The sequence below is a fragment of the Salinivibrio sp. AR647 genome (assembly GCF_001995415.1).
Taxonomy (GTDB): domain Bacteria; phylum Pseudomonadota; class Gammaproteobacteria; order Enterobacterales; family Vibrionaceae; genus Salinivibrio; species Salinivibrio costicola.
Genome location: NZ_MUFE01000001.1, coordinates 13,787 through 39,024, shown reverse-complemented (window position 1 = coordinate 39,024; position 25,238 = coordinate 13,787). Strand labels below are relative to the sequence as shown.

Sequence of the window (25,238 nt, the reverse complement as noted above, 5' to 3'; positions counted from 1 at the left end):
TGTTATTGTCGTGCTAACCGGTTATTTTCACTCGGGGTTTTGCCCATATTGGTACGATAGGGGTTTATGTCTAAACCGCCGCGGCGAGTATAGCGGGCATAGACGGTCAATTTTTCAGGCTGACAAAAGCGCATAATATCCATAAAAATGCGCTCAACGCACTGCTCGTGAAATTCGTTATGCTCGCGGAATGAAACCAGGTAACGAAGCAATTTCTCGCGGTTTATTTTCTTGCCCTTATAAGCAATTCTCACTGAGCCCCAATCGGGCTGGTGAGTGATTAAGCAATTCGATTTGAGCAAATGACTATGAAGGGTTTCGGACACAATGGCACCTTGCGCGGCGTCTTCTAGCCATTCAGGTTGGAAACGATAGTCATCAATACTGATATCTTGATGATCCAAGCACTCGCCTGATAGTCCCGCAATCACTTCCCCTTCTAGTTCACTGAGGGGCGATAAGGTGACGTCCACAGCTTCACCGGCACAAGCGGAAAGGTCGGTTTGTAGTGCATTCGCCACTTGCTGCCAGCTATCGAATCGGGTTTGGTTAAAACTATTGAGGTATAACTTGAACGATTTCGATTCCACTAGGTTTGGGCTGGATGCGGGTAATCGTACCTCGCCGATCGCGACTTGAGGTAAACCGTTCTTGTTTAACCAGGATAGTTCATAGAGCGTCCAGGTATCATAGCCAGTGAAAGGAAGCGACGCCTGATCGAGGCCGATAGCTTGGCGGTTTAATTCGCGCGGGACCGCACGCAGCTGTGACGGATCATATTCAGTTGGGTAATCAGTGTGTTGACCTAGCGATAGTTTGGCTAGGGCATCGGCATCTTGATAATTGCTCATACGGATCTGCTATTGATTCAAGTAGAATGGGTAAAGTTTACTGAATCTTGCTATAGGTTGCGAATGGAGAACACATTACATCGCGCCCTTTGGGCGCTAGCACAGAATTATGTTACCGCATGGCAGCATCAATATCAGAGTTTACCGTGCTCGGATGAGTATATCGGGCTCTCATCGCCTTGTATGGTCAGTGACAATGCGCATCAAGTACAGTGGCAGCCAGTTAAGCGTGAAACCGCCGCGGACTTTACCAATGTTGAGAAGGGAATATCGCTGCGTTTACACAGTGATATAAAAGATTTTTATAATGGCTTCTATTGCGCCGATTTACCGGTTCGGTTTGCGGGGGAGTCGATCTGTTTGGTGCAAGTTTGGAGCGATGACGATCTCGCACGCTTACAAGAAAATATTTTGGGGCATTTAATGATGCAACGTCAGCGTAAATTGACCCCGACTGTTTTCATTGCCACCACGGATGACGAAATGACGATCATTTCAATTGATAATATGAGCGGCGAAGTGGTGAAAGAAGGATTGAATACTGGCACTCGCGACGTGATAGCCAAAGATGCCGAAGCGTTTGTGACGGCGTTGGAGGTTGATGCTATATGATCCTGACAGAGCTGACGTTTGAGTGTTTCGATAACACCACAGTAGATGCCGTCGATCGTAAGCTTAATGGTTTAATGGACGCGCTGCGATATAACGGTCAGGTGCTTGGACGCGAATTTCCTATTCTCATGCAAGACGGGCAATTTCAGCTCCGTGTGGTGTGTCCAGATGAAGATGCGTTACAACCTAAGTATCATAGTCCTCAAGTCAAACGCGCGTTGCAACAATTGGCTGATGCGTGTTTGACCCAGCCAAAAGTACGCCTTTTGGGGCGCGATCTCAATTCGGAGCAAGCGGCGCCTAATGCGTCACCAAGTTGGCAAGTGTTGTACACAACCTTTGTGCACACGTGCTCACCGCTGCGCTGCGGGGATACGTTGCTACCTATCCCTTTATACCGTTTACCAGCCACCTTTAATGGTGACCATAAGTCGGTCGTCAAATGGCAAACGGAATGGCAGGCCTGTGATGAACTACAAATGGCGGGCGCCAGTGATGCCGAATTTGCTGGGCTTAACGAGATACAAAGCCCCCATACTCGGCTATTTCAACGGGGATGGGATTTGCGCGGTCGGATTGAATACCTAACGGGGATCCCGACTTATTACTATCAATATCGCGTCGGTGGCAAAGACAAGGACAGTGAGTTAACACGCCCTTGTCCGAAATGCGGYGCAGCGTGGCGATTAGATACGCCATTGCACGATATTTTCTTATTTAAGTGTGAGGCTTGCCGTTTGGTCTCAAACCTGTCTTGGGACTTTAAACTAACTTGATTGCTTGATTGCTTGATTGCTTGATTGCTTGATTGTTGTATTACTGATTGTCCAACGTTGCTTCTAACCGGGCCAAACGCTCACTTAGCTGTGTAATGTGTTGCTCAAGTTGATCGATCCGCTCAGCATCAGACAGGGTGATCTCGGGGGCTGACATGGCAGGCAGGGACTGATTTTTTTTGGCACTTTTGACGGCCTGAATGATCAGCGGCAATGGGACTTGTGTATCAAGTTGAGCTTTTATCTTTGCCACTGTCGCGCTTTGTCCTTTTGCGGCGAGCGCTTTTAACGCTCGCTCTAATGCTGCTTGATAGCTCATTTCATCTCCTTGGTTTAAAGTCAGCGGCAAGATTAGGGCTTTCTCAGTAATGCATCAAGCATATCAACTTGCTCAGCCCAGTCGGCATCCTCTTTTACGGCTTGCTCAATCAATGCCCGCTGCGCCGCGTTCCAAAAAGGAGCCTCCACCAGCGTTTGTCCGTCCACCAGACAGTGGCTGGATAAGAAGTGCTCAATCGCTGTGTGATCGCTGTCTAACCCGAGTTGCTCAAACAGATGTTGCAAATCATGCTGGAACGTTTCCATTGTCTCTCCTATCCTGTTGGTATGGGTCTATATTGACTATAGCAAGAATAAAAAGCGCAGACCTCTCCCCACCGTTGATGACTCAATCCTACCTTGTCGAGACAATTATCCCTTTTCTGTGTGCGATATCTCTTACACGCGCGTGGGATAAAAGCAGAATCGTATCAAGACAAACGACCTGACGATAGTTTATTTTTAATTTAAAACAGTGACTTACTGGATTGTAACTAGTTCGGACTAAAAAATGAGAGATTAAGCACGTGACAGTGACTTGTACCAAGCGTCTATTCGCGTAATCTTATGGGTGTCGGAAGGGAACTGACACAGGGAACAGGAATCACCAAGGACTTGGTACCTCAGGATGAGGCAGTACTTCAGGAAGAAGCGCTGGCAAGGATTGCAAAAAGGACAACGGACGGAGCCGTTCGCTGCAAGCAGGAAGCTTGTGCGTCAGGAAGACTTAGGACAACCCAGGATGGGGGCTTAAGGATCACTTCAGGACGAAGTCATGGACACCTCCAGGATGGAGAGCTTATCGAAAATCGGAATTTCGGTTTGTCAGGATGACGAAAGGACACCTCCAAGACGGAGAGACATGGAACGACGCTGAAGGAATCGGCGACTGATCAAGGAATGATGCAGGGAGCACCTTTTCGTAGCAGGATAGCTGCAAGTAAAACTTTAGGGCGCGGCGCAAGCTGCGCCCTTTCCTTTTTGAGTGCTTTGGCCGACACTCGGTGGCCGACACTCGGTGACTCCCTGTCACGCATTAGCAAAAACACCCTCAGCGTGCGCATCATATTTATAATCTAGTACAGCTTATCACGAGGCGCGACCATGTTTGTGCACCCAGGTCTCTGTACTCAGGTCTTTGCCCTAAGGTCTTTATACTAGGGAAGGCCTTTGCATTGACGATCTTCTCATCGATCAATCGGATTGCCCCGGCATCGTATGAACAGGCGTATCAATCGCTTTCAGCCTTAGTCCATAAAGCTGTGCTTGACCGGTGTAGTGATCATTACCCGTCGCTGAAAACTCAAACCAATAGTACGTTACCCATCGCCAACCAGCCTTCGTTTTGACCATGGTGTGGCGACCGCGCGCGATTGAGAGTAATTGTAACTCCATTCGTTGACAGTATTGACGAATATGCTGGTGAGCTTGCTCAGATTGCCGCCGCTGTTGCCAAAATAGCAAGGCAATGACGACAACCAGCAAGATGGTCAATAGATCAGTGATCATGTGATGTTTGTGTCACGGCCTGTTGCATCCGAGCCATGGCCTGAGCCAGGGCGGGTGATGTATGACCGTGGAGCCGCGTCAGTAGTGCACCGCGTAACGGTGGTAACATGACCAAATCCGTATAGATTTGCTGAAATAATGCTGCATCTTGGTGGTCTGCCAAGGCAATCAAAAAGTAGTCAAGCACGGATTCATTGGCTAAGCTACGCCAGCAGCGACCGGCAATAGCGACAAAAATTTCTCGGTGGTGGAGCTCTGGCCTTGCAAGCACCGCTTCTATCAGTTGGTGCTCGGTGTCTGAAGGCGCCCCAGCATGAGCACGAAGTAATGCACTGACCAAAAACAAGTCGACATCTTGGTTTTGGCACATTTGAGTAAACATCTCGCGTAAACTTTCCGCTAATTTCGCGTTAATTTCACAATGCTCCAAACAACCTAACAGCGCATATAGGGGTGTGTTAGGTATGTTATTCAGTGCTTTACGAACTCGAGTTGCATTATTTTGCTCCTGCATACGCACGCAGGTATCCGCTAGCCCCTGAAGTCCAACACCTTGCCAATTATCCCAGCCGAGCTCGCCATTGAGGTAATGCTGGGCATGGTCATAGTACTGGCTGGCAGGATGACCCAATTGATAGGTCAGTGAGGCGTGAAACATCGCCATCTTGTCGTCAGTTGGGGTAAAGGTATAAGGATTGTTGGCCAGTTTCTCGCGCTGTGCCTTGTTTGGCGTCGCGGTCAGGCTCTCGCCCATCGCCGCGCTGACATACTGAAGGAAATCCCCCATTGCGGTGTGATTTAATAACCCTCGCTCATCTAAAGGCATTTTTAAAAACCATACCCAAGGCGTGCCACCTTGTGGCCAAAAAGCCACGGCCATATGCGCTTGCTGACGTAATGGGTGAGGGTAAGGTTGTTGGTTGGCCTCGACGGCACGAAAAGATGCCTCTTCCAGGCGGCACACTCGACGGCCTAAATCATAGACACTGAATTGGCAACCTGCTTGATCAAATAGGGCGCTGAGGGCGTGAACCGTTTGCATGATATCCGCTCTTCGTTATCGCTTAATTAGCCGCGAGTATATCAGTTTTTATCCCTGCAATGCTCGCCTTGTTAATGTCGTCTTGAATCGGTTCGTGCTATGCTTCGCGCTTTATCGGTCGAGTAATGATGAGGTTGTCAATGACTCTTCGCCAACAATGTGAACAACTCCTTGATGAATTAGAGCAAGTGCTAAACAATCACGCGCTATGGCAGACGACGCCACCGTCAACTGAGCGGCTAGCCAGCACTGAACCGTTTGCTGTCGATACACTGGCGTGCCACGAATGGTTGCAATGGGTTTTTGTGCCTAAGATGCGAGCGCTTATCAAGACAGAGCAAGCTTTGCCACGTAACTTTGAAATCTCACCGTACGTGGAAGAAGCAATGAAAGAGTATGCAGGCCATAGTGACGTGGTTGCTGTCGTTGTTCGAATTGATAACTTGTTTTCTGATCAATGACCGATACTTTGCTGAACATTTTATACCGTGACGAGCATTTAGTGGTGGTGAATAAACCGTCAGGGATGCTGGTCCACCGCTCTTGGTTAGACAAAGGGGAAACCCGATTTGTGATGCAAACCTTGAGAGATCAAATTGGCCAGCATGTCTATCCATTGCACCGACTGGACAAGCCGACGTCGGGCGTTTTGGTGTTTGCGTTATCCAGTGAAGTGGCCTCTAAGATGATGCCGCAGTTTGCTGAAGGGCAGGTCAAAAAAGCTTACCATGGCATTGTTCGAGGCTGGGTTTCCCATGCTGGCCAGCTGGATTACCCGCTGGTGGAAGAACAAGACAAAATAGCGGATAAACACGCCAGCCAACCGGCGACAGCAAAAGCGGCGGTGACTGACTATCAGCCATTGGCGACAGTTGAGCTGCCGATCGCAACCGGACGCTATGCGACCAGTCGTTATAGCTTGGTAGCGATGCAACCTCATACTGGACGAAAGCATCAATTGCGGCGGCATATGCACCACTTAAGCCATCCGATCATTGGTGACACCACTCATGGAGACGGTCGCCACAATCGTGTGTTTAGAGAGCAATTTAATTGTCATCAGCTGCTATTACACGCCAGTGAGATGACGCTAACGCACCCAGCCAGTGGCAAGACTGTTTTTATCCATGCGCCTTTGGATACAGTCTGGCAGCATGTTATTAAACAGTTGGGCTGGAAAGCGCCGGCGTCATCATACGATAACTAGACCTTGCTATGGGCGGTGTACTCGCATGCCGCCCTTACAGTTTTTCGAGTTCGGCCTCGATTTCTGCAATCTTACTGGCGACCACTTTTTCTAGGTGACGTAGGTCGGTAAGCACTTTTTGCTTCACGTCTTGCTCGGTATGCTCGTGTTGCACGATCTGGTCGAGCTCATCAATGACCAAAGAGAGGCTCCGGTTTATCTCTGTCACTTCTTTTGAGCGACCTGTACCGCTGTCGACGACCACATTTTTACGCTGCCGCGGATATTTAAATTTCATACTCCGCGCAAACAGATCGCCTTTTGGCTTACTAAAATAGATTTTGAGCGTATCGTAGCTTGCTTCTTGACGGAGCGAGTAGCGCTCTATTTTTTCAGGGTGTTCAACACCGATATTCTTTAACTGTTGATACATAGCCACCTCATGGTTAGACATCGTTATGGTTGCGCGTCTTACCCGCGCGATTCCCTGGTATTATTTGGCTTGCGAGAGGGCTTTCTCGAGCGCCGCTTTCAATTGTGCTTGGTGTTCAGAAGTGAGCGCTTGATTGTCGAGATCCGTGACGATAAAAAAGTCCTCTGCGCGCTCACCGATGGTGGTGATTTTAGCCGCGTGAACACTCACATTTTGCCGAGCAAAAACCGCACCGACGCGTGCCAATAGCCCTGGCGTATCGAGCGCGACTAATTCCATGAGTGTACGTCGCCCGTTTTTGGTGGGGAGAAACAACACCTGCGTTTTCACCGAAAAATGTTGTAACTTTTGCGGTGAGCGACGCTTGGGAATAGTGATCTTGCCGGTCTCGTTGAGTGCTTTCCCAACCCCGTCGATAATTCTAGGATGACGATCGATAGAAATCGCATCGTCGTTTTGATCGAGCACCATAAAGGTATCGAGTGCGTGGCCATCTTTGCTGGTCATGACTTGGGCATCATGGACACTGAGGWTTTTCTTATCTAGGGCGGCAACGACGCGTGCGAACAAGCTCGGCCTGTCTTGGCAGTAAACGAATATTTCTGTGCCGCCACGGGTCGCTTTTTTACTGACGAGCACCAGCGGCTTATCATCGGCGTGGTGGAGCAGATGTTCACTATGCCAAGCTATTTGCTTGTGGGTATGGCGAAGAAAATAATCCGCTTTAAAACGTTGCCATAATACTTCAATTTCTCGTGGACTGTGCCCCTGCTTGCGTAACATGGCAGCAGCGAGATGTTTGTTGTGCCGGATCCGTTCTCGGACATCCGGTGGGTTTTCTAGCCCACGTCGTAAGGCTTTTTGAGTGGAATAATAAAGCTCAGCAATTAAGGTACGCTTCCAACTATTCCACAAGTCTGGGTTAGTGGCATTAATGTCTGCCACGGTCAGGCAGAGAAGCAAATCGAGCCGCTCCTCGTCGCGGACCTCTTTGGCAAAGTCGGTGATGACATCGGGATCGTAAATATCGCGACGCTGGGCGGTGACAGACATCAGTAAGTGGTTACGTACCAGCCAACTGACAATGTTGGCTTCTGGCTTTGATAAACCGTGGTCAAGACAAAAATCATGGGATTCAATCGCGCCAATTTCACTGTGATCGCCTCCACGGCCTTTGCCTATATCATGAAAAATAGCCGCAACCAGCAACAGCTCTCTTCGTGCAAGACGCGGAAATACATCGCAACAAATGGGGTGGCGCTCACGATTAGCTTCATCGTCAAACAAACGCATATGTTTGAGCAAACGAATCGTGTGTTCATCAACCGTATAGACATGAAACAAATCAAACTGCATTTGTCCGACAATTTGACTCCACTGTGGGAGGTACGCAGACATGACACCGTGGCGGTGCATTAGTCCAAACGCTTTATGCAGAGCGTTTGGGTGGCGTATGAGTGCCATGAATTTTTCTCTTGCATCGTCTTGCTGACACAAAAAGTGGTTAAGTCGACGTCGAGCGGTACGCAGTTGACGTAAAGTGGGGGCGGCGATGGCCTCGATCGAGGTGTCGTCGGCGATATGCAGCATCATATCCAAGATAGTCTCAGGGCGTGCTTGAAATAAAGCAGGTTTGCGTGCCTCAATAGTCCGTCCGCAGCGTTGGAAGTCATCACTTAATACGTCGACTTCTCCAGACCGACCATTATCGATGATCACCTGATCAAAGATTTGCAGCAGCATCTTGTTGAGCTCCCCCACGCGTCCGAGGGTGCGAAAGAAATCTTTCATCATGGTCTCGACCGCACGATTACCGTCGCCCCGGTAGCCGAGGAGTTCAGCCACTGAGGTTTGGTGGGCGAAGGTCAGTCGGTTGTCGTAGCGGCGCAGCTCAAGATGAAGGGCAAAACGGATCCGCCACAGCACGTTTTGGCATTCGTTAAGTTCACGATACTCAGCATCAGTCAAAAAGCCAAAATCGCTCATTTCTCTTAAGCTGGTGGCACCAAAATGACGGCGCGCAATCCAAGATAGGGTATGAATATCGCGTAAGCTGCCAGGGCTGAGTTTTAAATCTGGCTCGAGTTTATAAGCGGTATCATGATAGCGGCGATGTCGGGCTTTTTGCTCGTCGACTTTCGCTTGATAAAAGCGTTCACTGGGCCAAAAGCTATCATGGTGCACACGGGCCTCGAGCGCCTCGAACAACTGTGAATCGCCACATAAAAGGCGCGACTCTTGTAAATTAGTCGCCACGGTAAGATCATCCAGCCCAACGTCAATACACTCTTCGACAGTCCGGACACTGTGGCCGACTTCCAATTTCAAGTCCCACAACAAGGTGAGTAGATCACTGAGGCTTTGCTGCTGATAAGCATTTAGCGGTGCTTGGCAAAGTAGGAGTAAATCAATATCAGACAGAGGGTGTAATTCACGCCGGCCATAGCCGCCCACCGCGACCAGCGCAAGAGGGCTTTGATCAAAACCAAAGTGATGCCATAACCTAGCCAGAAGGGCATCCATATAATCGGTACGCTGATAAACCAACTCGGCAACGGGAACATTGGCAAGGAAATCTTGCTTTTGCTGTTCAAGTAGCTGTTGGAACTGTGCCTTTAGCGTGATGGGGTCGAGTTGATCATCCCCCAAATGTTGTGGCGTAATTACCGTGTCTGTCATGGCGATCCTTTGCGCAAAAAAAAGCCGGAACGAAACCGGCTCTTATTTCTAGATTAGTGGTTGATGTAACGTGGGAGACTTTCTTCCTCTCGTAACGTTAATACCTCAACCCCTGTGTCGGTCACCAGCAGCGTGTGCTCCCATTGCGCCGACTTTTTACCATCGATGGTATAGACCGTCCAATCATCGTCCTCATCCAGTACGGTCCCATACTTCCCTGCGTTAATCATAGGCTCAATAGTAAAACACATGCCAGGTTTAAGAATGGTACGGTCGTTGTTTTTGTAGTGCACCACTTGTGGATCTTCATGGAAGCTCGCGCCAATACCATGCCCACAGTACTCTTTGACGATTGAGTAGCGCGTGTTGCTGCTCTTGATGAACTTTTGGATCGCTGTTCCTAAATCACCAACAGTCGCACCTGGTTTTACCTTTTTGATCGCGTGATACAGGCTTTCTTGCGTGACACGGCAAAGACGTTTGTCTTCGAGAGACACTTCCCCGACTAAAAACATCTTTGAGGTATCGCCATGGTAGCCATCTTTGATCACGGTGACATCAATATTGACGATGTCGCCTTCTTGGAGCACGTCTTCATCACAAGGTATACCATGACAAACGACATGATTGATTGATGTGCACATGGATTTAGGAAAACCGTGATAGTCCAATGTGGCAGGAATGGTGCCTTGTACGTCAGTCATATACTGGTGAGCGATGTCGTCTAGCTCACGGGTGGTGACCCCAGGCTTAACATGCTCGCCAAGCATCACGAGCACGTCAGCAGCGAGCCGACCGGCTACGCGCATTTTTTCAATTTCTTCTTCTGTTTTAATCGGGATTGTCATTTTGCTTTCTCTCTTTATTCGGGATGCTCAATGATAATGTTAAAACGAGAGCATGATTCAAGTCACGTTTTGTATCATTAAGCACAGCCACTGACGCCCTGCTACGCTTGTCTCAGCGGTGCAGGATTAGCAACTGTCTAATAGTGACTATATGGTACCAAGCCATGTCCATGGAAGAAACAGAAAGAGAAGCATTCCGCGCGGTCATCGTATAGGTTTAGGCGGATTGCGCGCGCAATTTAACTGGATTTTACCCACGTGTTTGTGATATAAAGCGCGCCGAAAACCGTCATTATGATCAATCTAGCCATGCTAGGTCTAGCCGAGCTAGGTTTCAGTTTGATGGGGTTCAATTATCATTTTTAATCTTAAATCACACACATATCGACACATTGACCGGGGTGCCCACTAACGGGTCGGTAAATGGGATATGTGGAGGCCTAACCCCGAGAGGAATTTATCATGGCTACTGTTTCAATGCGCGACATGCTCAAGGCGGGTGTACACTTCGGTCACCAAACTCGTTTCTGGAACCCAAAAATGAAGCCGTTCATTTTTGGTTCACGTAACAAAGTGCACATCATCAACCTTGAAAAAACCGTACCAATGTTCAACGAGTCACTGGCTGAACTGTCAAAAATCGGTGAGCGTAAAGGTAAAGTTCTGTTTGTTGGTACTAAGCGCGCAGCAAGCGAAGCGGTAAAAACGGCAGCAGAAAACTGCGAGCAGTTTTATGTAAGTAACCGTTGGTTGGGCGGCATGCTGACCAACTGGAAAACCGTTCGCACATCTATCAAACGTCTAAAAGATCTGGAAACTCAAGCGAGTGACGGTACGTTTGAAAAGCTGACCAAAAAAGAAGCGCTGATGTACACCCGTGAAATGGAAAAACTCGACAAATCACTGGGTGGTATTAAGAACATGAACGGCCTACCTGATGCAATGTTCGTTATCGATGCGGATCACGAGCACATTGCCATCAAAGAAGCGAATAATCTGGGCATCCCAGTCTTTGCAGTGGTAGATACCAACTCTAACCCTGACGGCGTTGATCACGTAATCCCAGGTAACGATGACGCAATTCGCGCTATCCAACTATACCTGAACGCAGCGTCTGACGCTTACAAAGAAGGCCGTAGCCAAGATATCGTCACGCAAGCAGAAGACGAGCTGGTTGAAGTCGCTGAGTAAGACGACAGCTCCTTGTGAGCGTTCTTAGCCATCAGCGTGTCATCTTTCATGCTGTAAGCTAAGTATGGTTAGCAGGGGCCGATATCGGGCCCCTGTTTTTTACCCAAAATAGTTTCGAATCGAGGATTGAACAATGGCAACTGTTACCGCTGCCCTGGTTAAAGAACTGCGCGAGCGCACTGGCGCTGGCATGATGGAATGTAAAAAAGCACTGGTTGAAGCGAACGCTGACATCGAAGTTGCAATCGAAAACATGCGTAAGAGCGGCGCGGCAAAAGCAGCGAAGAAAGCTGGCCGTGTTGCTGCTGAAGGTGTCATCCTAGTTAAAGAAAACGACGGCAAAGCTGCGATCGTTGAAATTAACTGTGAAACTGACTTTGTTGCTAAAGACGCGAATTTCGCTGCATTTGCTAACCAAGTGGCAGAAACAGCACTGGCTGAAGGCCTAGCAATCGACGCGCTGAAAGAAAAATTCGAACAGCAGCGTGCTGAGCTTGTTGCAAAAATCGGTGAAAACATGGATATCCGCCGTGTTTCATTCATCGAAGGCGAGAAAGTCGGTTCTTACCGTCACGGCGATCGCATCGGTGTGGTTGTTGCTGCGAAAGCTGACGAAGAAACCATCAAGCACGTTGCTATGCACATTGCCGCGTCTAAGCCTGACTACGTGAACCCTGAAGATGTGCCTGCTGACGTTGTTGAAAAAGAGAAGAAAATTCAAGTTGATATCGCAATGGAATCAGGCAAGCCAGCTGATATCGCAGAGAAAATGGTTGTTGGCCGTATGAAGAAATTCACCGGTGAAATTTCTCTGACAGGTCAAGCATTCGTGATGGATCCAGCACAAACTGTGGGTCAAATGCTGAAAGAAAAAGGTGCCGAAGTGACTAACTTCATCCGTTTTGAAGTGGGTGAAGGCATCGAGAAAGAAGAAGTAGACTTTGCTGCAGAAGTTGCTGCTGTACAACAAAGCTAATTCTTGCTGACTCAGACCGCGGTGCTCGCCGCGGTCTTCCATAACCTTCTTCCCTAATTAGTGCCTAATAGAAAGGTAGTGAAATGACTACAAATCCTAAGCCTGCATATCAACGAATTTTACTTAAACTGAGCGGTGAAGCCCTGCAGGGCAAAGATGGATTCGGTATCGATCCCACCGTGCTTGATCGTATGGCGCAAGAAATAAAAGAACTGGTCGAGCTGGGTGTTCAGGTAGGATTGGTCATCGGTGGCGGGAATTTATTCCGTGGTGCGGGTCTTGCTGAGGCGGGAATGAACCGTGTTGTGGGCGATCACATGGGTATGTTAGCCACCGTGATGAACGGGTTGGCGATGCGTGACGCACTTCATCGTGCCTATGTGAACGCACGAGTGATGTCAGCGATTCCTCTAAACGGTGTATGTGACAGCTATAACTGGGCGGAAGCCATCAGCCAACTTCGTAATGGTCGGGTGGTGATTTTCTCTGCTGGGACCGGTAACCCTTTCTTTACTACCGACTCGGCTGCCTGTTTACGCGGTATTGAAATTGAATCCGATGTGGTGATTAAAGCGACCAAAGTCGACGGTGTATACAGTGATGATCCAACCAAAAACCCAGATGCAACACTTTATGACTCGCTGACATATCAAGATGTGTTAGAAAAAGAGTTGAAAGTGATGGATTTGGCCGCATTTACACTTGCACGCGACCATAAACTGCCTCTTCGTGTATTTAACATGAATAAGCCAGGTGCGTTACGCCGTGTCGTGATGGGTGAAGCAGAAGGCACCTTGATCACTAACAGCTAAGCCAATATTGGTGGCATAATCTTACAAATTAATTCAATCGCAAGGATATTCCCGTGATTAATGACATAAAAGACGACGCCAAAGCGCGTATGGAAAAAAGTGTAGAAGCGCTTAAGCACACATTAGGTAAACTGCGCACTGGGCGTGCACATCCAAGCTTACTAGAAGGCCTTACCGTTGAGTATTACGGCGCGCAAACGCCTTTAAACCAACTTGCGTCTATTGTTGCTGAAGATTCGCGTACCTTGGCGATTAGCGTGTATGACAAGCAAGTAACCCAAGCGGTTGAAAAGGCGATCATGACCTCTGACCTAGGCTTGAACCCAGCCTCAGCAGGTACCGTGATCCGTGTGCCTTTGCCACCACTGACCGAAGATCGCCGTAAAGACATGGTGAAAGTTGTTCGTTCTGAAGGTGAAAATGCGCGTGTTGCAGTACGTAATATCCGTCGTGATGCCAATAGTGATCTCAAAGCACTATTAAAAGACAAAGAAATTTCAGAAGACGACGAGCACCGTGCGCAAGATGACATTCAAAAGTTGACTGATGAAGCGGTTAAGAATGTTGATGCACTTCTTGATGCAAAAGAAAAAGAGTTGATGGAAGTCTAAATCTCATTAGACTTTACCGCCAATGCTAAAGCGCTGTGCGTGCAGTACAGCGCTTTTTATTTGCCAAGGAGAAACATGAGTTCCCAGTCTCTTGATGCGCAGCTCGAATCTGCCGCTTTACCGCAACACATCGCCATTATCATGGATGGCAATGGACGCTGGGCCAAGGCTCGCGGAAAAGCCCGTGTGTTCGGGCATAAAGCGGGCGTCAAAGCGGTACGTAAGACCGTCAAGGCGGCGTCTGAGCTTGGTGTGAAAGCGCTAACTTTATTTGCGTTTAGTAGTGAAAACTGGCGTCGTCCAGAAGACGAAGTCAGCGTATTGATGGAGCTATTTATCAATGTGCTATCGCGTGAAGCTAAACGGCTCGACAGCCATGGTGTGCAATTACGCATTATTGGTGACACCTCTCGATTCAGCCCTTCTTTGCAAACGAAAATTGCCGAAGCTCAAGCGTTAACGGCAAATAATGACCGTTTGGTACTCAATATTGCGGCGAATTACGGTGGGCAATGGGATATTACCCAGGCAACACGTCGTGTCGCTGAACAGGTTGTCGCCGGTCACTTACAACCCAATGATATTGGGGAACAGGATATTGCGCGTCATTTAATGTTGGCAGATTTACCGGATGTCGATTTAATGATCCGCACCAGCGGCGAATGCCGCATCAGTAACTTTATTTTATGGCAAGCTGCCTATGCAGAGTTATGTTTTACCGAGCAATATTGGCCTGATTTCAACGAACAAAGTTTGTATGATGCCGTGGCTTGGTATGTCAATCGTGAACGACGTTTTGGCTGCACCGGCGAGCAAATTAAAGCCATGATAACAACGGATAAGTAACCACGAGGAATCAGTTTGCTCAAACAACGTGTTTTAACCGCGGCCTTGTTAGTCCCGTTAGTGGTCGCTGGAGTCTTTTACTTACCGTTTCCTGCATTTGTTGCAGCGATAGCGGCTGTCACTTTAATTGGACTTTGGGAATGGACGCAGTTTGTCTCGGCGTCTTCGCGTCTTTTTACCTTTATTATCCCTGCTGCAGCGCTGGCGCTTTCGCTCTTTAGTATTCCTTTTAGTGCCATGGCGCTTGGGCATGTCACACTGCCACCTTTCGCACTGGCGGCAACCGGCGCGGCTTGGTGGCTATTCGCAACCGTGTTAGTGCTCTCATACCCTCGCTCAGGGGCATATTGGACCCACAGCAAGTTACTACGCCTACTCTTTGGTCTCGTTACCCTGTTACCGTTTATGTGGAGTGTCTTGCTGTTGCGTGCAACAGACTACCAGTTCTCCTCTTTTTATGGCGCCAAGTTAGTGCTGCTGGTTTTTGTCCTTGTATGGTGCGCAGATAGTGGTGCCTATTTTGCCGGGAAAAAATTCGGTAAACATAAAATGGCCCCTGCGGTCAGCCCGAATAAAACCCTCGAAGGATTACTGGGTGGGCTCACTGCGGCAGTGGCAGTGACCTGGTTAGGGACGCATCTGTTAAACATCCATTTCGCCAATGTTGGCGTGTTCTTGGCTGTCACTGTGGTGACCGCCTTGGCGTCCGTGTTGGGTGACTTAGCGGAGAGTATGTTTAAACGCGTCGCTGGGGTGAAAGACAGTGGTAATTTGCTTCCAGGTCATGGGGGCATTCTTGATCGCATTGATAGCTTAACGGCAGCGTTCCCAGTGTTTACCGTGTTGTACTTCGCATTTGCGAATTAAGTGAAACGAGTCTTCGACATGCAAAGAATCACCGTATTAGGCGCCACAGGTTCTATTGGCTCCAGTACCCTAAAAGTGGTTGCAGCCAACCCTGAAAAGTTTGAAGTCACGGCATTGGCTGCACATACCAATGTCGAGAAAATGATTGCGTTATGTGTCGATTGGCAACCTGCTTACGCCGCGATGGCCAATCGCGCGTCAGCGCAACAGTTGCGTCATGCGTTGCTTGAAAGAGGGATCGGCACCGAAGTACTCGCTGGCGAGGACAGTTTATGTCACCTTGCGGCATTACCTGAAGTGGATATGGTGATGGCGGCAGTTGTTGGCGCGGCCGGGCTGTCTTCAACAATGGCGGCGGTTAAAGCGGGCAAACGGGTGCTGCTTGCCAATAAAGAAGCCTTGGTAATGTCTGGGCAGTTTTTTATTGATGCTGTTTATCAATACGGCGCTGAGCTGCTGCCCATCGATAGTGAACACAATGCGATCTTTCAATGCTTGCCGCAATCCGTGCAGCAACAGCCCGGACGCTGTGATTTGCAAGCGGCCGGCGTCAATAAAATTTTGCTAACAGGCTCGGGTGGACCATTTCGCTATCGTGACCCACAAAGCTTAGCGACCGTCAGTGTTGAAGAGGCCATCGCACATCCTAATTGGTCGATGGGGCCAAAAATCTCGGTCGATTCAGCAACCATGATGAATAAAGGTTTGGAATACATTGAGGCGCGATGGTTATTCAACGCCCAGCCTCATCAACTGGAAGTAGTGATCCACCCGCAGTCAGTGATCCACTCCATGGTACAGATGTGTGATGGCTCGGTGCTCGCGCAATTGGGTACGCCCGATATGTGTACGCCGATTGCTCATGCAATGGGATATCCTGATCGCGTTCAAGCGTCGGTAGCGCCTCTTGATTTCACTCAAATTGGCGAATTTACTTTTATGGCACCGGATGCGTGTCGTTATCCTTGTCTTTCGCTCGCGATCGCAGCCTGTGAGCAGGGGCAAGCAGCAACTACCACGCTCAATGCCGCCAATGAGCAAGCTGTCGCCGCGTTTCTTGCCGGAAAGATCAGCTTTATGGATATTGCTCGCATCAATGAGCAGGTATTGACCCAATCATCGCTTCCCACGCCAACAAGCTTGGATTGCTTATTTGAGCTGGATAGAATAGCTCGCATGGCTGCCAATGAGCAGATTACTAAGGTGACAAAATGAGCGATTTTCTTTGGAACGCGGCGGCGTTTATTGTCGCGCTTGGCATACTGGTTGCAATTCACGAATACGGTCACTTTTGGGTCGCTCGTCGCTGTGGTGTAAAGGTTGAGCGTTTTTCAATTGGCTTTGGTCGCGCATTATGGCGCTGGTATGGCAAAGACAATACCGAATACGTGATTGCTGCGATCCCGCTCGGTGGCTACGTCAAAATGTTGGATGAGCGTATTGAGGCTGTTCCTGACGCAGACAAACACCGCGCATTTAACAACCAACCCCTATGGCAACGTAGCGCCATTGTCGCCGCCGGCCCTATCGCTAACTTTATCTTTGCCGCCTTTGCGTATTGGCTGGTGATGATGATCGGTGTTCCTGCTGTCAAACCTGTGATCGGCGAAATATCCCCCAACTCGATTGCTGCTGAAGCCGGAATCGAATCAGGAATGGAACTAACCCAAGTTTCCGGCGTCGAAACCGCTGATTGGCAAGCGGTTAATTTTGCGTTGATCGGGCATATTGGTGATGAGAGCATGACCCTCACTGCGAAACAGAGTCCAGCGCAAACTTATCAACGCGATTACACCCTAGATCTCACGCAATGGCAGTTTGATCCAGAAAAACAATCGCCTTTGGCGACGCTTGGCATCACGCCTTATCGACCCGCGATCACATTGTCGGTCGCACAAGTGGTTGAACAGAGCGCGGCAGCGCAAGCTGGACTCGAACAAGGTGATAAGATCGTTGCCGTGGATGACACTGAGTTGGCATCATGGCAAGCGCTCGTTGCGGTGATCAAACGAAGTCCCAATCAAAGCTTGTCGCTGACAATCGTCCGCGATGGGGAAACGCAAAATTTGACACTCACCCCGGATGCGCGTGACGTTGAAGGTCAAATGACAGGGTATGCGGGGATTGCTCCTCAAATGGCAGCATGGCCTGAATCATACCGTTTCACGCAACAATATGGGCCGTTAGCGGCGATACCAGAAGCGGTCAATAAAACGGGCCAAGTGATCAGCATGACCGTCAATATGATAAAAAAACTGATCACCGGTGATGTGGGTGTGAACAACTTAAGTGGTCCTATATCGATCGCGAAAGGCGCGGGCATGACAGCAGAGATCGGATTGATCTCATTTTTAGGGTTCATGGCACTGATCAGTGTGAACCTAGGCATTATCAATTTACTTCCTCTGCCCGTATTAGATGGCGGCCATTTGCTGTTCTTTGGGATTGAGGCTGTGACACGAAAACCGGTTTCCGAGCGTGTACAGGACTTTGGGTATCGTATCGGCGCTGCCGTGTTGATGATGGTGATGGCAGTGGCATTGTTTAACGACTTCGCCCGACTTTAAACGGTTAGTATTCAAGGATAAGTCAGATAGCACATGGCGATGAAAAAACTATTAATAGCGTCTCTTTTAGTAAGCAGCAGTATGGCGCATGCTGACACATTCGAGGTAAGCGATATCCGCTTTGAAGGCCTACAGCGGGTCAGCTTAGGGGCTGCATTGCTATCGATGCCGGTCCGTGTGGGTGACAACGTCGACGACGAGGATGTGGCAGATGTGATAAATGCACTGTTTGCCTCGGGTAATTTCGAGGATGTGCGCGTCTATCGCGATGATGAAACCTTGCTGGTTAAAGTCGTGGAGCGTCCTACTATTGCGAGCATTTCGTTCTCAGGCAACAAAGCAATTAAAAAAGAGCAGCTACAAGAAAACCTCACGTCTTCCGGGCTGCGTGTCGGTGAGGCGCTTGATCGGACAAAGCTTAGTAATATTGAGAAAGGCTTAGAAGACTTTTATTACAGTGTGGGTAAATACAGTGCGTCGGTAAAAGCCGTTGTTACGCCTTTGCCGCGAAATCGCGCGGATTTGAAGTTTGTATTTACTGAGGGCGTCTCGGCTAAGATTGAGCAGATCAATTTCGTGGGGAACGACGTCTTCAGTGATGACGCATTACGCGATAGCTTCGATTTGCGTGCCGATGTGCCGTGGTGGAATTTCTTAGCCAACGAAAAGTATCAAAAGCAGGTGCTTGCTGGCGATCTGGAAAAACTGCGTAATTTTTATCTCAATCGTGGGTATTTAAAGTTTCGCGTTGAATCGACCCAGGTGGCTATTTCGCCAGATAAAAAGGGTGTTTACATCACTCTGAATGTGAACGAAGGCAAGCCGTATGAGATTGCTGATGTCAACTTTCGTGGCGATCCGCAAAACGAAGACACTTACCGTTCATTGGTTAGCTTTACCCGTGGTGATACCTACAATGGCGATAAGGTGACTGCACTCGAAGAGGCCATTAAGCGCCATCTTGGTGAAACCGGCTTTGCCTACCCCAAAGTCAATACCATGCCGACTTTTGACGATGACAACCAACAAGTCTCACTGACCGTGAATGTCGAGCCGGGTAAGCGTATCTACGTGCGCAATATCCGCTTTTCCGGGAATACCACGTCTAAAGATGAAGTGTTACGCCGCGAAATGCGACAGCTGGAAGGAACCTGGCTAAACTCCAAAGCGGTCACTCGGGGGAAAGAGCGGTTGAGTCGTACCGGCTTTTTCCAAAACGTGGAAGTGGATACACAACGCGTGCCGGGAACGGACGATCAAGTCGATGTTAACTATAAAGTCAAAGAAGCCAACTCCGGTAGCATTAACTTTGGTGTCGGTTACGGTACCGAGTCTGGCGCCAGTTTACAGCTCGGTTTGCAGCAAGATAACTTTGCCGGTACCGGTAATCGCTTTGGCATTAATGCCATGGTCAATGATTACCGTAAAAACCTAACGTTGGAGTACCGAGACCCTTACTTTACCCTCGATGGTGTCAGTCTGGGTGGTAAGGTATTTTACAACGAGTTTGAAGCGCGTGATGCCAATATTGTTGAGTATACCAACGAGAGTTACGGGACAAGCCTGACGTGGGGTTTTTGGACCGATGAGTTGAATTCAGTCGATTTCTCGCTAGGGTATACCCACAACAAAATTGAAAATATTGGTAAATACTACCAAATCGATAAGTTTCTTGAACGCCATAATGATCACTTAACGAGCAATGGTGGACTCGAAGTTGATGATTTTGATATGTCCGTCTCATGGACGCGCAATAATCTCAACCGTGGCTACTTTCCAACCGCCGGTAATTATCAGCGAGCCTCTTATCGCATGACAGTGCCGGGGTCCGACGTTCAGTATTTTAAAATGCAGTACGATATTCGCCAGTATATGCCGCTGACACAAGAGCATGAATTTACGCTCTTAACGCGTGGTCGTCTCGCGTATGGTAACGGCTATGGTCAAACCAACGGCCAAGACCATATGCTGCCGTTTTATGAAAACTATTATGCTGGTGGCTTCTCATCTCTGCGTGGCTTCCGCTCGAACTCGGTAGGCCCTAAAGCTATTTATGAAGCAGATGGCTCTGAGCAGCCGGACGGGGACATTGAACAATCCGAAGGGTCTTACGGTTCAAGTGATGCGGTTGGTGGTAACGCCATGGCGCTTGCCAGTGTTGAGCTGATTGTACCGACGCCATTTGCTTCAGATGAAGCACGCGAGCAAATCCGTACCAGCGTCTTTATTGATGCCGCCTCTGTGTGGGACACTGAGTTTGATCGCCAAGAACTGGTCGATATGGGCTATCCCCCAGGTACAAAAGACTACTCAGATCCATCCAATGTCAGTGCCGCTTACGGTGTGGCACTGCAGTGGATGTCACCGATGGCACCTTTGGTGTTTTCCATCGCAAAACCTATAACTAGCCAGCCTGGCGACGATGAAGAGTTCTTTACCTTCACGATCGGGCGCACATTCTGATGATCAGAAAGGAGACTATTGTGAAATCATTTTTGAAAGCAGCGGGACTGAGTGTCGCGGTATTGACCACGTCCATGTACGCATCAGCGGCTGATGCTGCACAGAAAGTGGGCTACGTATCAACCGGCGCTGTGATGTCGCAGCTGGCGCAAAAAAATAACCTCAATGAAAAATTGCGTGGTGAATTTAAAGATCGCGTCGCAGAGATTGAACGTTTGAAAGAAAAGCTCTCAAAAGGCGTAGAAAAACTTAAACGTAATGGTGAGTTGATGAGCGAAGACGAGCGCGTGAAGCTACAACGCGAGCTTCAGTCGATGGAGTCTGACTATAAACTCAAAGTAAAAGCCTTGCAGGAAGATCAGCGCAAGCGCGGCGGCCAAGAAGAATCTAAGCTGGTGCAAAAGCTGAAAAAAGCCGTCGATAAAGTGGCAGAGCAAGAGGGCTATGACATCGTGATTGATGCCAATGCCGTTTTGTATGCGAACCCAAGTGATGATTTGTCTGAAAAAGTGATTAACGCAGTTAACTAACCGTCGAGGAGCCCATGGTTTCAATTACTCTCGCTGAATTAGCGGAAAAACTGGATGCACAGCTCCACGGAGACGGCGCTGTAACGATAACCTCGCTTGCAGGGATGAATTCAGCGGGAGAAGGGCAAATCACCTTCTTATCGAGTCCGAAATATCGGAAGGGTCTTGCACTGTGTCGTGCTAGCGCGGTGATGCTTAAAGAAGGCGATCTTGCCTATTGCCATGGCAATGCCTTGGTGGTGGCAGACCCCTATTTAGCCTACGCGAAGGTCGCACAAATTTTAGATACGACCCCTGCCTGCGCCACCGATATCGCGTCGTCAGCGGTCGTTGCAAATGATGCCATCCTAGGTGAAGGCGTCGCCATTGGTCCTAATGCGGTGATTGAATCTGGGGCGTTAATTGGTGACAACGTTCAAATTGGCGCAGGTTGCTTTATTGGTAAGGGCGCAAAACTCGGCGCGCGGACAAAACTGTGGGCCAATGTTAGCGTCTATCATCATGTCGTTATCGGTCAAGATTGTTTGGTTCAAGCAGGAACAGTGATCGGCGCAGATGGGTTTGGCTACGCCAATGACAAAGGCAAATGGATTAAAATCCCTCAGCTTGGCCGGGTTGTGATTGGTAACCGAGTCGAAATAGGTGCCTGTACCACTATCGACCGTGGGGCGTTGGATGATACCGAGATTGCTGATGGCGTGATTATCGACAATCAGTGCCAGATTGCGCATAATGTCTCGATTGGTGAGAACACGGCAATCGCGGGTGCAACGGTAATGGCAGGCAGCCTCAAAGTAGGTAAACACTGCATTATCGGTGGCGCCAGCGTGTTTAATGGCCATATGGAAATCACAGATAACGTGACCATCACAGGAATGGCGATGGTAATGCGGCCAATCACTGAGCCGGGCATGTATTCGTCCGGTATTCCGTTACAGCCCAACCGCGAGTGGCGGAAAACAGCCGCGCGTGTGCTCAAAATTGACGAGATGCACAAGCGACTTAAAGAGCTGGAACATCAGCTCGACAAACAAGATTAACGCCGAGAATAGCAGGCCCGCCTTAGTAACGCGGGCCGTTTTGCGTTAATGAAGTCAGTATTGGATTTGAACGGGAATACTACCTTGACTCGCGAAAAAAAAGTTCTATATATCAATGAAATCAAAGAGCTGCTACCACACCGCTATCCTTTTTTGTTGATTGATCGTGTTACCGATTTTGAAGAAGGGCAGTACCTTCACGCGATTAAAAATATTACGGTTAATGAGCCGCAGTTCACTGGGCATTTTCCGCAGTTGCCGGTGTTCCCAGGCGTACTGATCCTAGAGGCGATGGCGCAAGCGACAGGCTTGCTCGCATTTAAGACCTTCGGTAAGCCGAAAGACAACGAGCTATACTATTTTGCAAGCATTGATAATGCTAAATTCCGCCGCCCAGTCTCGCCAGGCGACCAACTGGTTCTCGAGGTAGAATTTATTAAAGAGCGCCGAGGTATTGCGGCCTTTACTGGCGTCGCAAAAGTCGATGGTGATGTTGTCTGCTCGGCTCAATTAAAGTGCGCAAGAAGAGAGATCTAATTGTGATCCACGAAACTGCCTATATCCATCCCGCTGCCGTTGTCGAAGACGGTGTAGTCTTGGGGGAAAACGTAAAAATTGGCGCCTTTTCTTATGTGGGGAAGGGTGTAGAGATCGGTGCAGGGACCGAAGTGATGACCCATGTGGTGATCAAAGGGCCTACGCGTATTGGTTGTGATAATAGAATCTATCAGTTCGCCTCCATTGGTGAAGCATGCCAAGATCTTAAATATGCTGGTGAGCTAACAACATTGGAAATTGGTGATCGCAATACCATTCGGGAAAGCGTGACCATGCACCGCGGCACGGTGCAAGATAAAGGCGAAACCAAAGTTGGCAGCGACAACCTGTTTATGATTAATGCCCACGTCGCCCATGATTGTGTGGTGGGGAATCATTGTATTTTTGCCAACAATGCGACCTTGGCAGGACACGTCCATGTCGATGACTATGCGATAGTGGGCGGGATGTCAGCTATTCACCAGTTCTGCGTCATTGGTAGTCATGCCATGCTCGGTGGCGGATCCATTGTGGTTCAAGACGTGCCACCGTATGTGATGGCTCAAGGCAATCACTGCGCACCGTTTGGGATCAATGTGGAGGGTCTCAAACGCCGTGGCTTCGACAAGTCCGCCATTCGGGCCATTCGTGCGGTGTATAAAAACATGTATCGCGCCGGTAAAACGTTAGAAGAAGTGAAAAAAGAGCTCGCGGCGCAAGCAGAAGACGAACCTGCATTGGCGTTGTTTGTTGACTTTTTTGCACGCTCAACGCGAGGCGTTATTCGTTAATGTTACCGAGTGAGCGTCCATTACGGGTTGGAATCGTCGCCGGAGAAATCTCCGGCGATGTTTTAGGTGAAGGCCTCATCAAGGCACTGCGCGCCCAGCACCCGAATATTGAATTTGTCGGCATTGGCGGCCCACGAATGATAGCGCAAGGCTGCCAGAGCCTGTTTGATATGGAAGAGCTGTCCGTGATGGGGCTGGTTGAGGTCTTGGGTCGACTGCCGCGTTTATTGAATGTGAAGGCCGCGCTGGTGAAGCACTTTACTGCTCATCCGCCTGATGTCTTTATTGGTATTGATGCGCCGGACTTTAACTTACGTCTTGAAGCATCATTAAAAAAAACCGGAATAAAAACCGTCCATTACGTCAGCCCTTCAGTGTGGGCGTGGCGGCAAAAGCGGATCTTTAAAATTGCGGCCGCCACGGATCTTGTCTTAGCGTTTCTGCCCTTTGAAAAAGCGTTTTACGACAAGTTCGACGTGCCGTGTGCCTTTGTCGGTCACACCATGGCGGATAGCATTCCGATGCAAGTGGATAAAACGGCGGCACAGCAAACCCTGGGGCTTGACCCCAATAAACGTTGGTTAGCGGTCCTTCCGGGAAGTCGCGGCAGTGAGATGGCGATGTTAGCCCCGCCGTTCATACAAGCCTGCCAACAGCTTGCGGCACGTTATCCGGAACTTGGCTTTGTGGTTGCTTTGGTTAACTCGGCACGTCGCGAACAGTTTGAGCAAGCTTGGCAGGCCATTGCCCCAGAGCTTTCGTTTACCTTGATTGACGATACAGCGCGCCAGGTTATTAGTGCGGCCGATTCTGTGTTGCTGGCCTCGGGAACCGTCGCGCTTGAATGCATGTTACTCAAGCGTCCTATGGTGGTGGGCTACCGCGTGAAACCACTGACAGCATGGCTGGCAAAGCGTTTGCTTAAGACCCAGTATGTCTCGTTGCCGAATATTTTAGCAGACGCGCCACTGGTGCCTGAACTGCTACAGGAAGACTGTCAGCCAGAGGCGTTAGCGAAGGCCGTTAGTGATCAGCTTGATAGCGATAATCAAGCACTGTTGTCCACCTTTACTGCGTTGCATCAAACCATTCGTCAAAATGCGGATGCCTCCGCCGCCAAGGCAGTATTAACACTATTGGGTCACCATGACTGAACAACCTTTTGTATACCCGGACGCCAACGTGATTGCTGGTGTTGATGAGGTCGGGCGAGGCCCGCTTGTCGGCGCGGTGGTGACAGCGGCGGTGATTTTAGATCCCAATCAGCCGATTGTTGGATTAACCGATTCAAAGAAATTGAGCGAGAAAAAGCGGCTTGCGCTGTATGATCAGATCAAGCAAAAAGCGCTTTCATGGTCTGTTGGACGTGCTGAGCCTGATGAAATTGATGCACTCAATATATTACACGCCACGATGCTAGCGATGCAGCGTGCGGTGAATGGGCTGTCGGTTACTCCGGATTATGCGCTGATTGACGGTAATCGCGTGCCTGACTTACCGATGCCGGCGCAAGCCGTTGTGAAAGGTGACTTACGCGTGGCGGAAATCAGTGCCGCCTCAATTTTAGCCAAGGTCGATCGCGATCATGAAATGGCGTTACTGGATGCCGCGTATCCAGGCTACGGATTTGCCCAACATAAAGGGTATCCGACCAAAGTTCATATGGCCGCTTTAGCTGAGCACGGTGCCTTACCGATGCATCGTAAGAGCTTTAAGCCGGTTAAACGCGCGCTCGGTATCGACTAGTGCGCGC

At 49.2% G+C, this 25,238-nt stretch carries 27 protein-coding genes; 19 read left to right on the top strand and 8 right to left on the bottom strand.

The window, feature by feature from the left end; all coding sequences use genetic code 11:
• Positions 1-2: 2 nt before the first annotated feature.
• Positions 3-851 carry an NADPH-dependent 7-cyano-7-deazaguanine reductase QueF gene (gene queF, locus BZG76_RS00195; RefSeq protein ID WP_021022017.1) on the bottom strand — a complete coding sequence of 283 codons (849 nt, stop codon included), beginning with the start codon at positions 849-851 and terminating at the stop codon, positions 3-5.
• Positions 852-914: 63 nt separating this feature from the next.
• Here queF and syd point away from each other — a divergent pair, with 63 nt between their 5' ends.
• A complete protein-coding gene (syd, locus tag BZG76_RS00190) occupies positions 915-1,463 on the top strand; it encodes a SecY-interacting protein (protein ID WP_021022016.1) in 549 nt (182 codons plus the stop codon).
• Positions 1,460-2,239, top strand: a complete 780-nt coding sequence (locus BZG76_RS00185; protein WP_077459739.1) for a Zn-ribbon-containing protein — start codon at positions 1,460-1,462, stop codon at positions 2,237-2,239. The genes syd and BZG76_RS00185 overlap by 4 nt, the downstream gene beginning before the upstream one ends.
• 40 nt (positions 2,240-2,279) lie before the next feature.
• Here the strand turns inward: BZG76_RS00185 and BZG76_RS00180 are convergent, their stop codons facing one another.
• The 4 genes from BZG76_RS00180 to BZG76_RS00160 form a co-directional block, all read right to left on the bottom strand.
• Positions 2,280-2,558 (bottom strand): hypothetical protein, encoded by a 279-nt coding sequence (locus BZG76_RS00180; RefSeq protein WP_021022014.1) that lies wholly within the window; start codon positions 2,556-2,558, stop codon positions 2,280-2,282.
• Between the two features lie 32 nt (positions 2,559-2,590).
• Positions 2,591-2,824 (bottom strand): DUF2789 family protein, encoded by a 234-nt coding sequence (locus BZG76_RS00175; protein ID WP_077459738.1) that lies wholly within the window; start codon positions 2,822-2,824, stop codon positions 2,591-2,593.
• 927 nt (positions 2,825-3,751) lie between these two features.
• Entirely contained in the window at positions 3,752-4,066 is a 315-nt protein-coding gene (locus tag BZG76_RS00165; protein WP_021022011.1) for a DUF3301 domain-containing protein, read from the bottom strand.
• The gene (locus BZG76_RS00160; RefSeq protein ID WP_077459737.1) at positions 4,056-5,108 is read right to left on the bottom strand and encodes a DUF3549 family protein; all 1,053 of its coding nucleotides are present in this window, start codon (positions 5,106-5,108) and stop codon (positions 4,056-4,058) included. Before BZG76_RS00160 ends, BZG76_RS00165 begins: the two co-directional genes overlap by 11 nt.
• Positions 5,109-5,248: 140 nt before the next feature.
• Between BZG76_RS00160 and BZG76_RS00155 the strand changes: the two genes are divergently transcribed.
• Together BZG76_RS00155 and truC are read left to right on the top strand one after the other, a co-directional pair.
• Positions 5,249-5,569: a YqcC family protein gene (locus BZG76_RS00155; RefSeq protein WP_077459736.1), complete on the top strand. Its 321-nt coding sequence runs from the start codon at positions 5,249-5,251 to the stop codon at positions 5,567-5,569.
• Between the two features lie 8 nt (positions 5,570-5,577).
• Complete coding sequence (truC, locus tag BZG76_RS00150) at positions 5,578-6,315, top strand: tRNA pseudouridine(65) synthase TruC (protein WP_198532281.1); 738 nt, start codon at positions 5,578-5,580, stop codon at positions 6,313-6,315.
• 34 nt (positions 6,316-6,349) lie between these two features.
• Here truC and BZG76_RS00145 read toward each other — a convergent pair whose 3' ends face one another.
• The 3 genes from BZG76_RS00145 to map are packed head-to-tail and all read right to left on the bottom strand — an operon-like array spanning position 6,350 to position 10,254.
• The gene (locus BZG76_RS00145; protein ID WP_021022007.1) at positions 6,350-6,727 is read right to left on the bottom strand and encodes a DUF3461 family protein; all 378 of its coding nucleotides are present in this window, start codon (positions 6,725-6,727) and stop codon (positions 6,350-6,352) included.
• Between the two features lie 60 nt (positions 6,728-6,787).
• Complete coding sequence (gene glnD / locus BZG76_RS00140; protein WP_077459734.1) at positions 6,788-9,406, bottom strand: bifunctional uridylyltransferase/uridylyl-removing protein GlnD; 2,619 nt, start codon at positions 9,404-9,406, stop codon at positions 6,788-6,790.
• Between the two features lie 53 nt (positions 9,407-9,459).
• Positions 9,460-10,254, bottom strand: coding sequence for a type I methionyl aminopeptidase (gene map / locus BZG76_RS00135; RefSeq protein ID WP_021022005.1), 795 nt, complete (start codon positions 10,252-10,254; stop codon positions 9,460-9,462).
• A 462-nt stretch (positions 10,255-10,716) separates the two neighbouring features.
• Between map and rpsB the strand changes: the two genes are divergently transcribed.
• The 15 genes from rpsB to rnhB all read left to right on the top strand — a co-directional run bounded on the left by rpsB (position 10,717) and on the right by rnhB (position 25,231).
• Positions 10,717-11,445 (top strand): 30S ribosomal protein S2, encoded by a 729-nt coding sequence (rpsB, locus tag BZG76_RS00130; protein WP_021022004.1) that lies wholly within the window; start codon positions 10,717-10,719, stop codon positions 11,443-11,445.
• A 133-nt stretch (positions 11,446-11,578) separates the two neighbouring features.
• A complete protein-coding gene (gene tsf, locus BZG76_RS00125) occupies positions 11,579-12,421 on the top strand; it encodes a translation elongation factor Ts (protein WP_021022003.1) in 843 nt (280 codons plus the stop codon).
• Between the two features lie 83 nt (positions 12,422-12,504).
• The gene (gene pyrH, locus BZG76_RS00120) at positions 12,505-13,233 is read left to right on the top strand and encodes a UMP kinase (RefSeq protein ID WP_021022002.1); all 729 of its coding nucleotides are present in this window, start codon (positions 12,505-12,507) and stop codon (positions 13,231-13,233) included.
• Between the two features lie 53 nt (positions 13,234-13,286).
• Positions 13,287-13,844: a ribosome recycling factor gene (gene frr / locus BZG76_RS00115; RefSeq protein ID WP_021022001.1), complete on the top strand. Its 558-nt coding sequence runs from the start codon at positions 13,287-13,289 to the stop codon at positions 13,842-13,844.
• Between the two features lie 75 nt (positions 13,845-13,919).
• Positions 13,920-14,690, top strand: coding sequence for an isoprenyl transferase (locus BZG76_RS00110; protein WP_021022000.1), 771 nt, complete (start codon positions 13,920-13,922; stop codon positions 14,688-14,690).
• 15 nt (positions 14,691-14,705) lie between these two features.
• Complete coding sequence (locus BZG76_RS00105) at positions 14,706-15,557, top strand: phosphatidate cytidylyltransferase (RefSeq protein ID WP_021021999.1); 852 nt, start codon at positions 14,706-14,708, stop codon at positions 15,555-15,557.
• 18 nt (positions 15,558-15,575) lie between these two features.
• Entirely contained in the window at positions 15,576-16,772 is a 1,197-nt protein-coding gene (gene ispC / locus BZG76_RS00100) for a 1-deoxy-D-xylulose-5-phosphate reductoisomerase (protein WP_077459733.1), read from the top strand.
• Positions 16,769-18,124, top strand: coding sequence for a sigma E protease regulator RseP (gene rseP, locus BZG76_RS00095; protein WP_077459732.1), 1,356 nt, complete (start codon positions 16,769-16,771; stop codon positions 18,122-18,124). The genes ispC and rseP overlap by 4 nt, the downstream gene beginning before the upstream one ends.
• Before the next feature lie 33 nt (positions 18,125-18,157).
• The gene (gene bamA / locus BZG76_RS00090; protein WP_077459731.1) at positions 18,158-20,587 is read left to right on the top strand and encodes an outer membrane protein assembly factor BamA; all 2,430 of its coding nucleotides are present in this window, start codon (positions 18,158-18,160) and stop codon (positions 20,585-20,587) included.
• A gap of 20 nt (positions 20,588-20,607) precedes the next feature.
• Entirely contained in the window at positions 20,608-21,117 is a 510-nt protein-coding gene (locus BZG76_RS00085) for an OmpH family outer membrane protein (protein WP_021021995.1), read from the top strand.
• A 14-nt stretch (positions 21,118-21,131) separates the two neighbouring features.
• The gene (gene lpxD, locus BZG76_RS00080) at positions 21,132-22,157 is read left to right on the top strand and encodes a UDP-3-O-(3-hydroxymyristoyl)glucosamine N-acyltransferase (protein WP_077459730.1); all 1,026 of its coding nucleotides are present in this window, start codon (positions 21,132-21,134) and stop codon (positions 22,155-22,157) included.
• Between the two features lie 84 nt (positions 22,158-22,241).
• Entirely contained in the window at positions 22,242-22,694 is a 453-nt protein-coding gene (gene fabZ, locus BZG76_RS00075; RefSeq protein ID WP_025744337.1) for a 3-hydroxyacyl-ACP dehydratase FabZ, read from the top strand.
• 2 nt (positions 22,695-22,696) lie between these two features.
• Positions 22,697-23,485, top strand: a complete 789-nt coding sequence (gene lpxA / locus BZG76_RS00070) for an acyl-ACP--UDP-N-acetylglucosamine O-acyltransferase (protein ID WP_077459729.1) — start codon at positions 22,697-22,699, stop codon at positions 23,483-23,485.
• On the top strand, positions 23,485-24,639 hold the full coding sequence (gene lpxB, locus BZG76_RS00065; protein ID WP_077459728.1) for a lipid-A-disaccharide synthase: 1,155 nt from the start codon (positions 23,485-23,487) through the stop codon (positions 24,637-24,639). Before lpxA ends, lpxB begins: the two co-directional genes overlap by 1 nt.
• Entirely contained in the window at positions 24,632-25,231 is a 600-nt protein-coding gene (rnhB, locus tag BZG76_RS00060; protein WP_077459727.1) for a ribonuclease HII, read from the top strand. The genes lpxB and rnhB overlap by 8 nt, the downstream gene beginning before the upstream one ends.
• Positions 25,232-25,238: the final 7 nt, after the last annotated feature.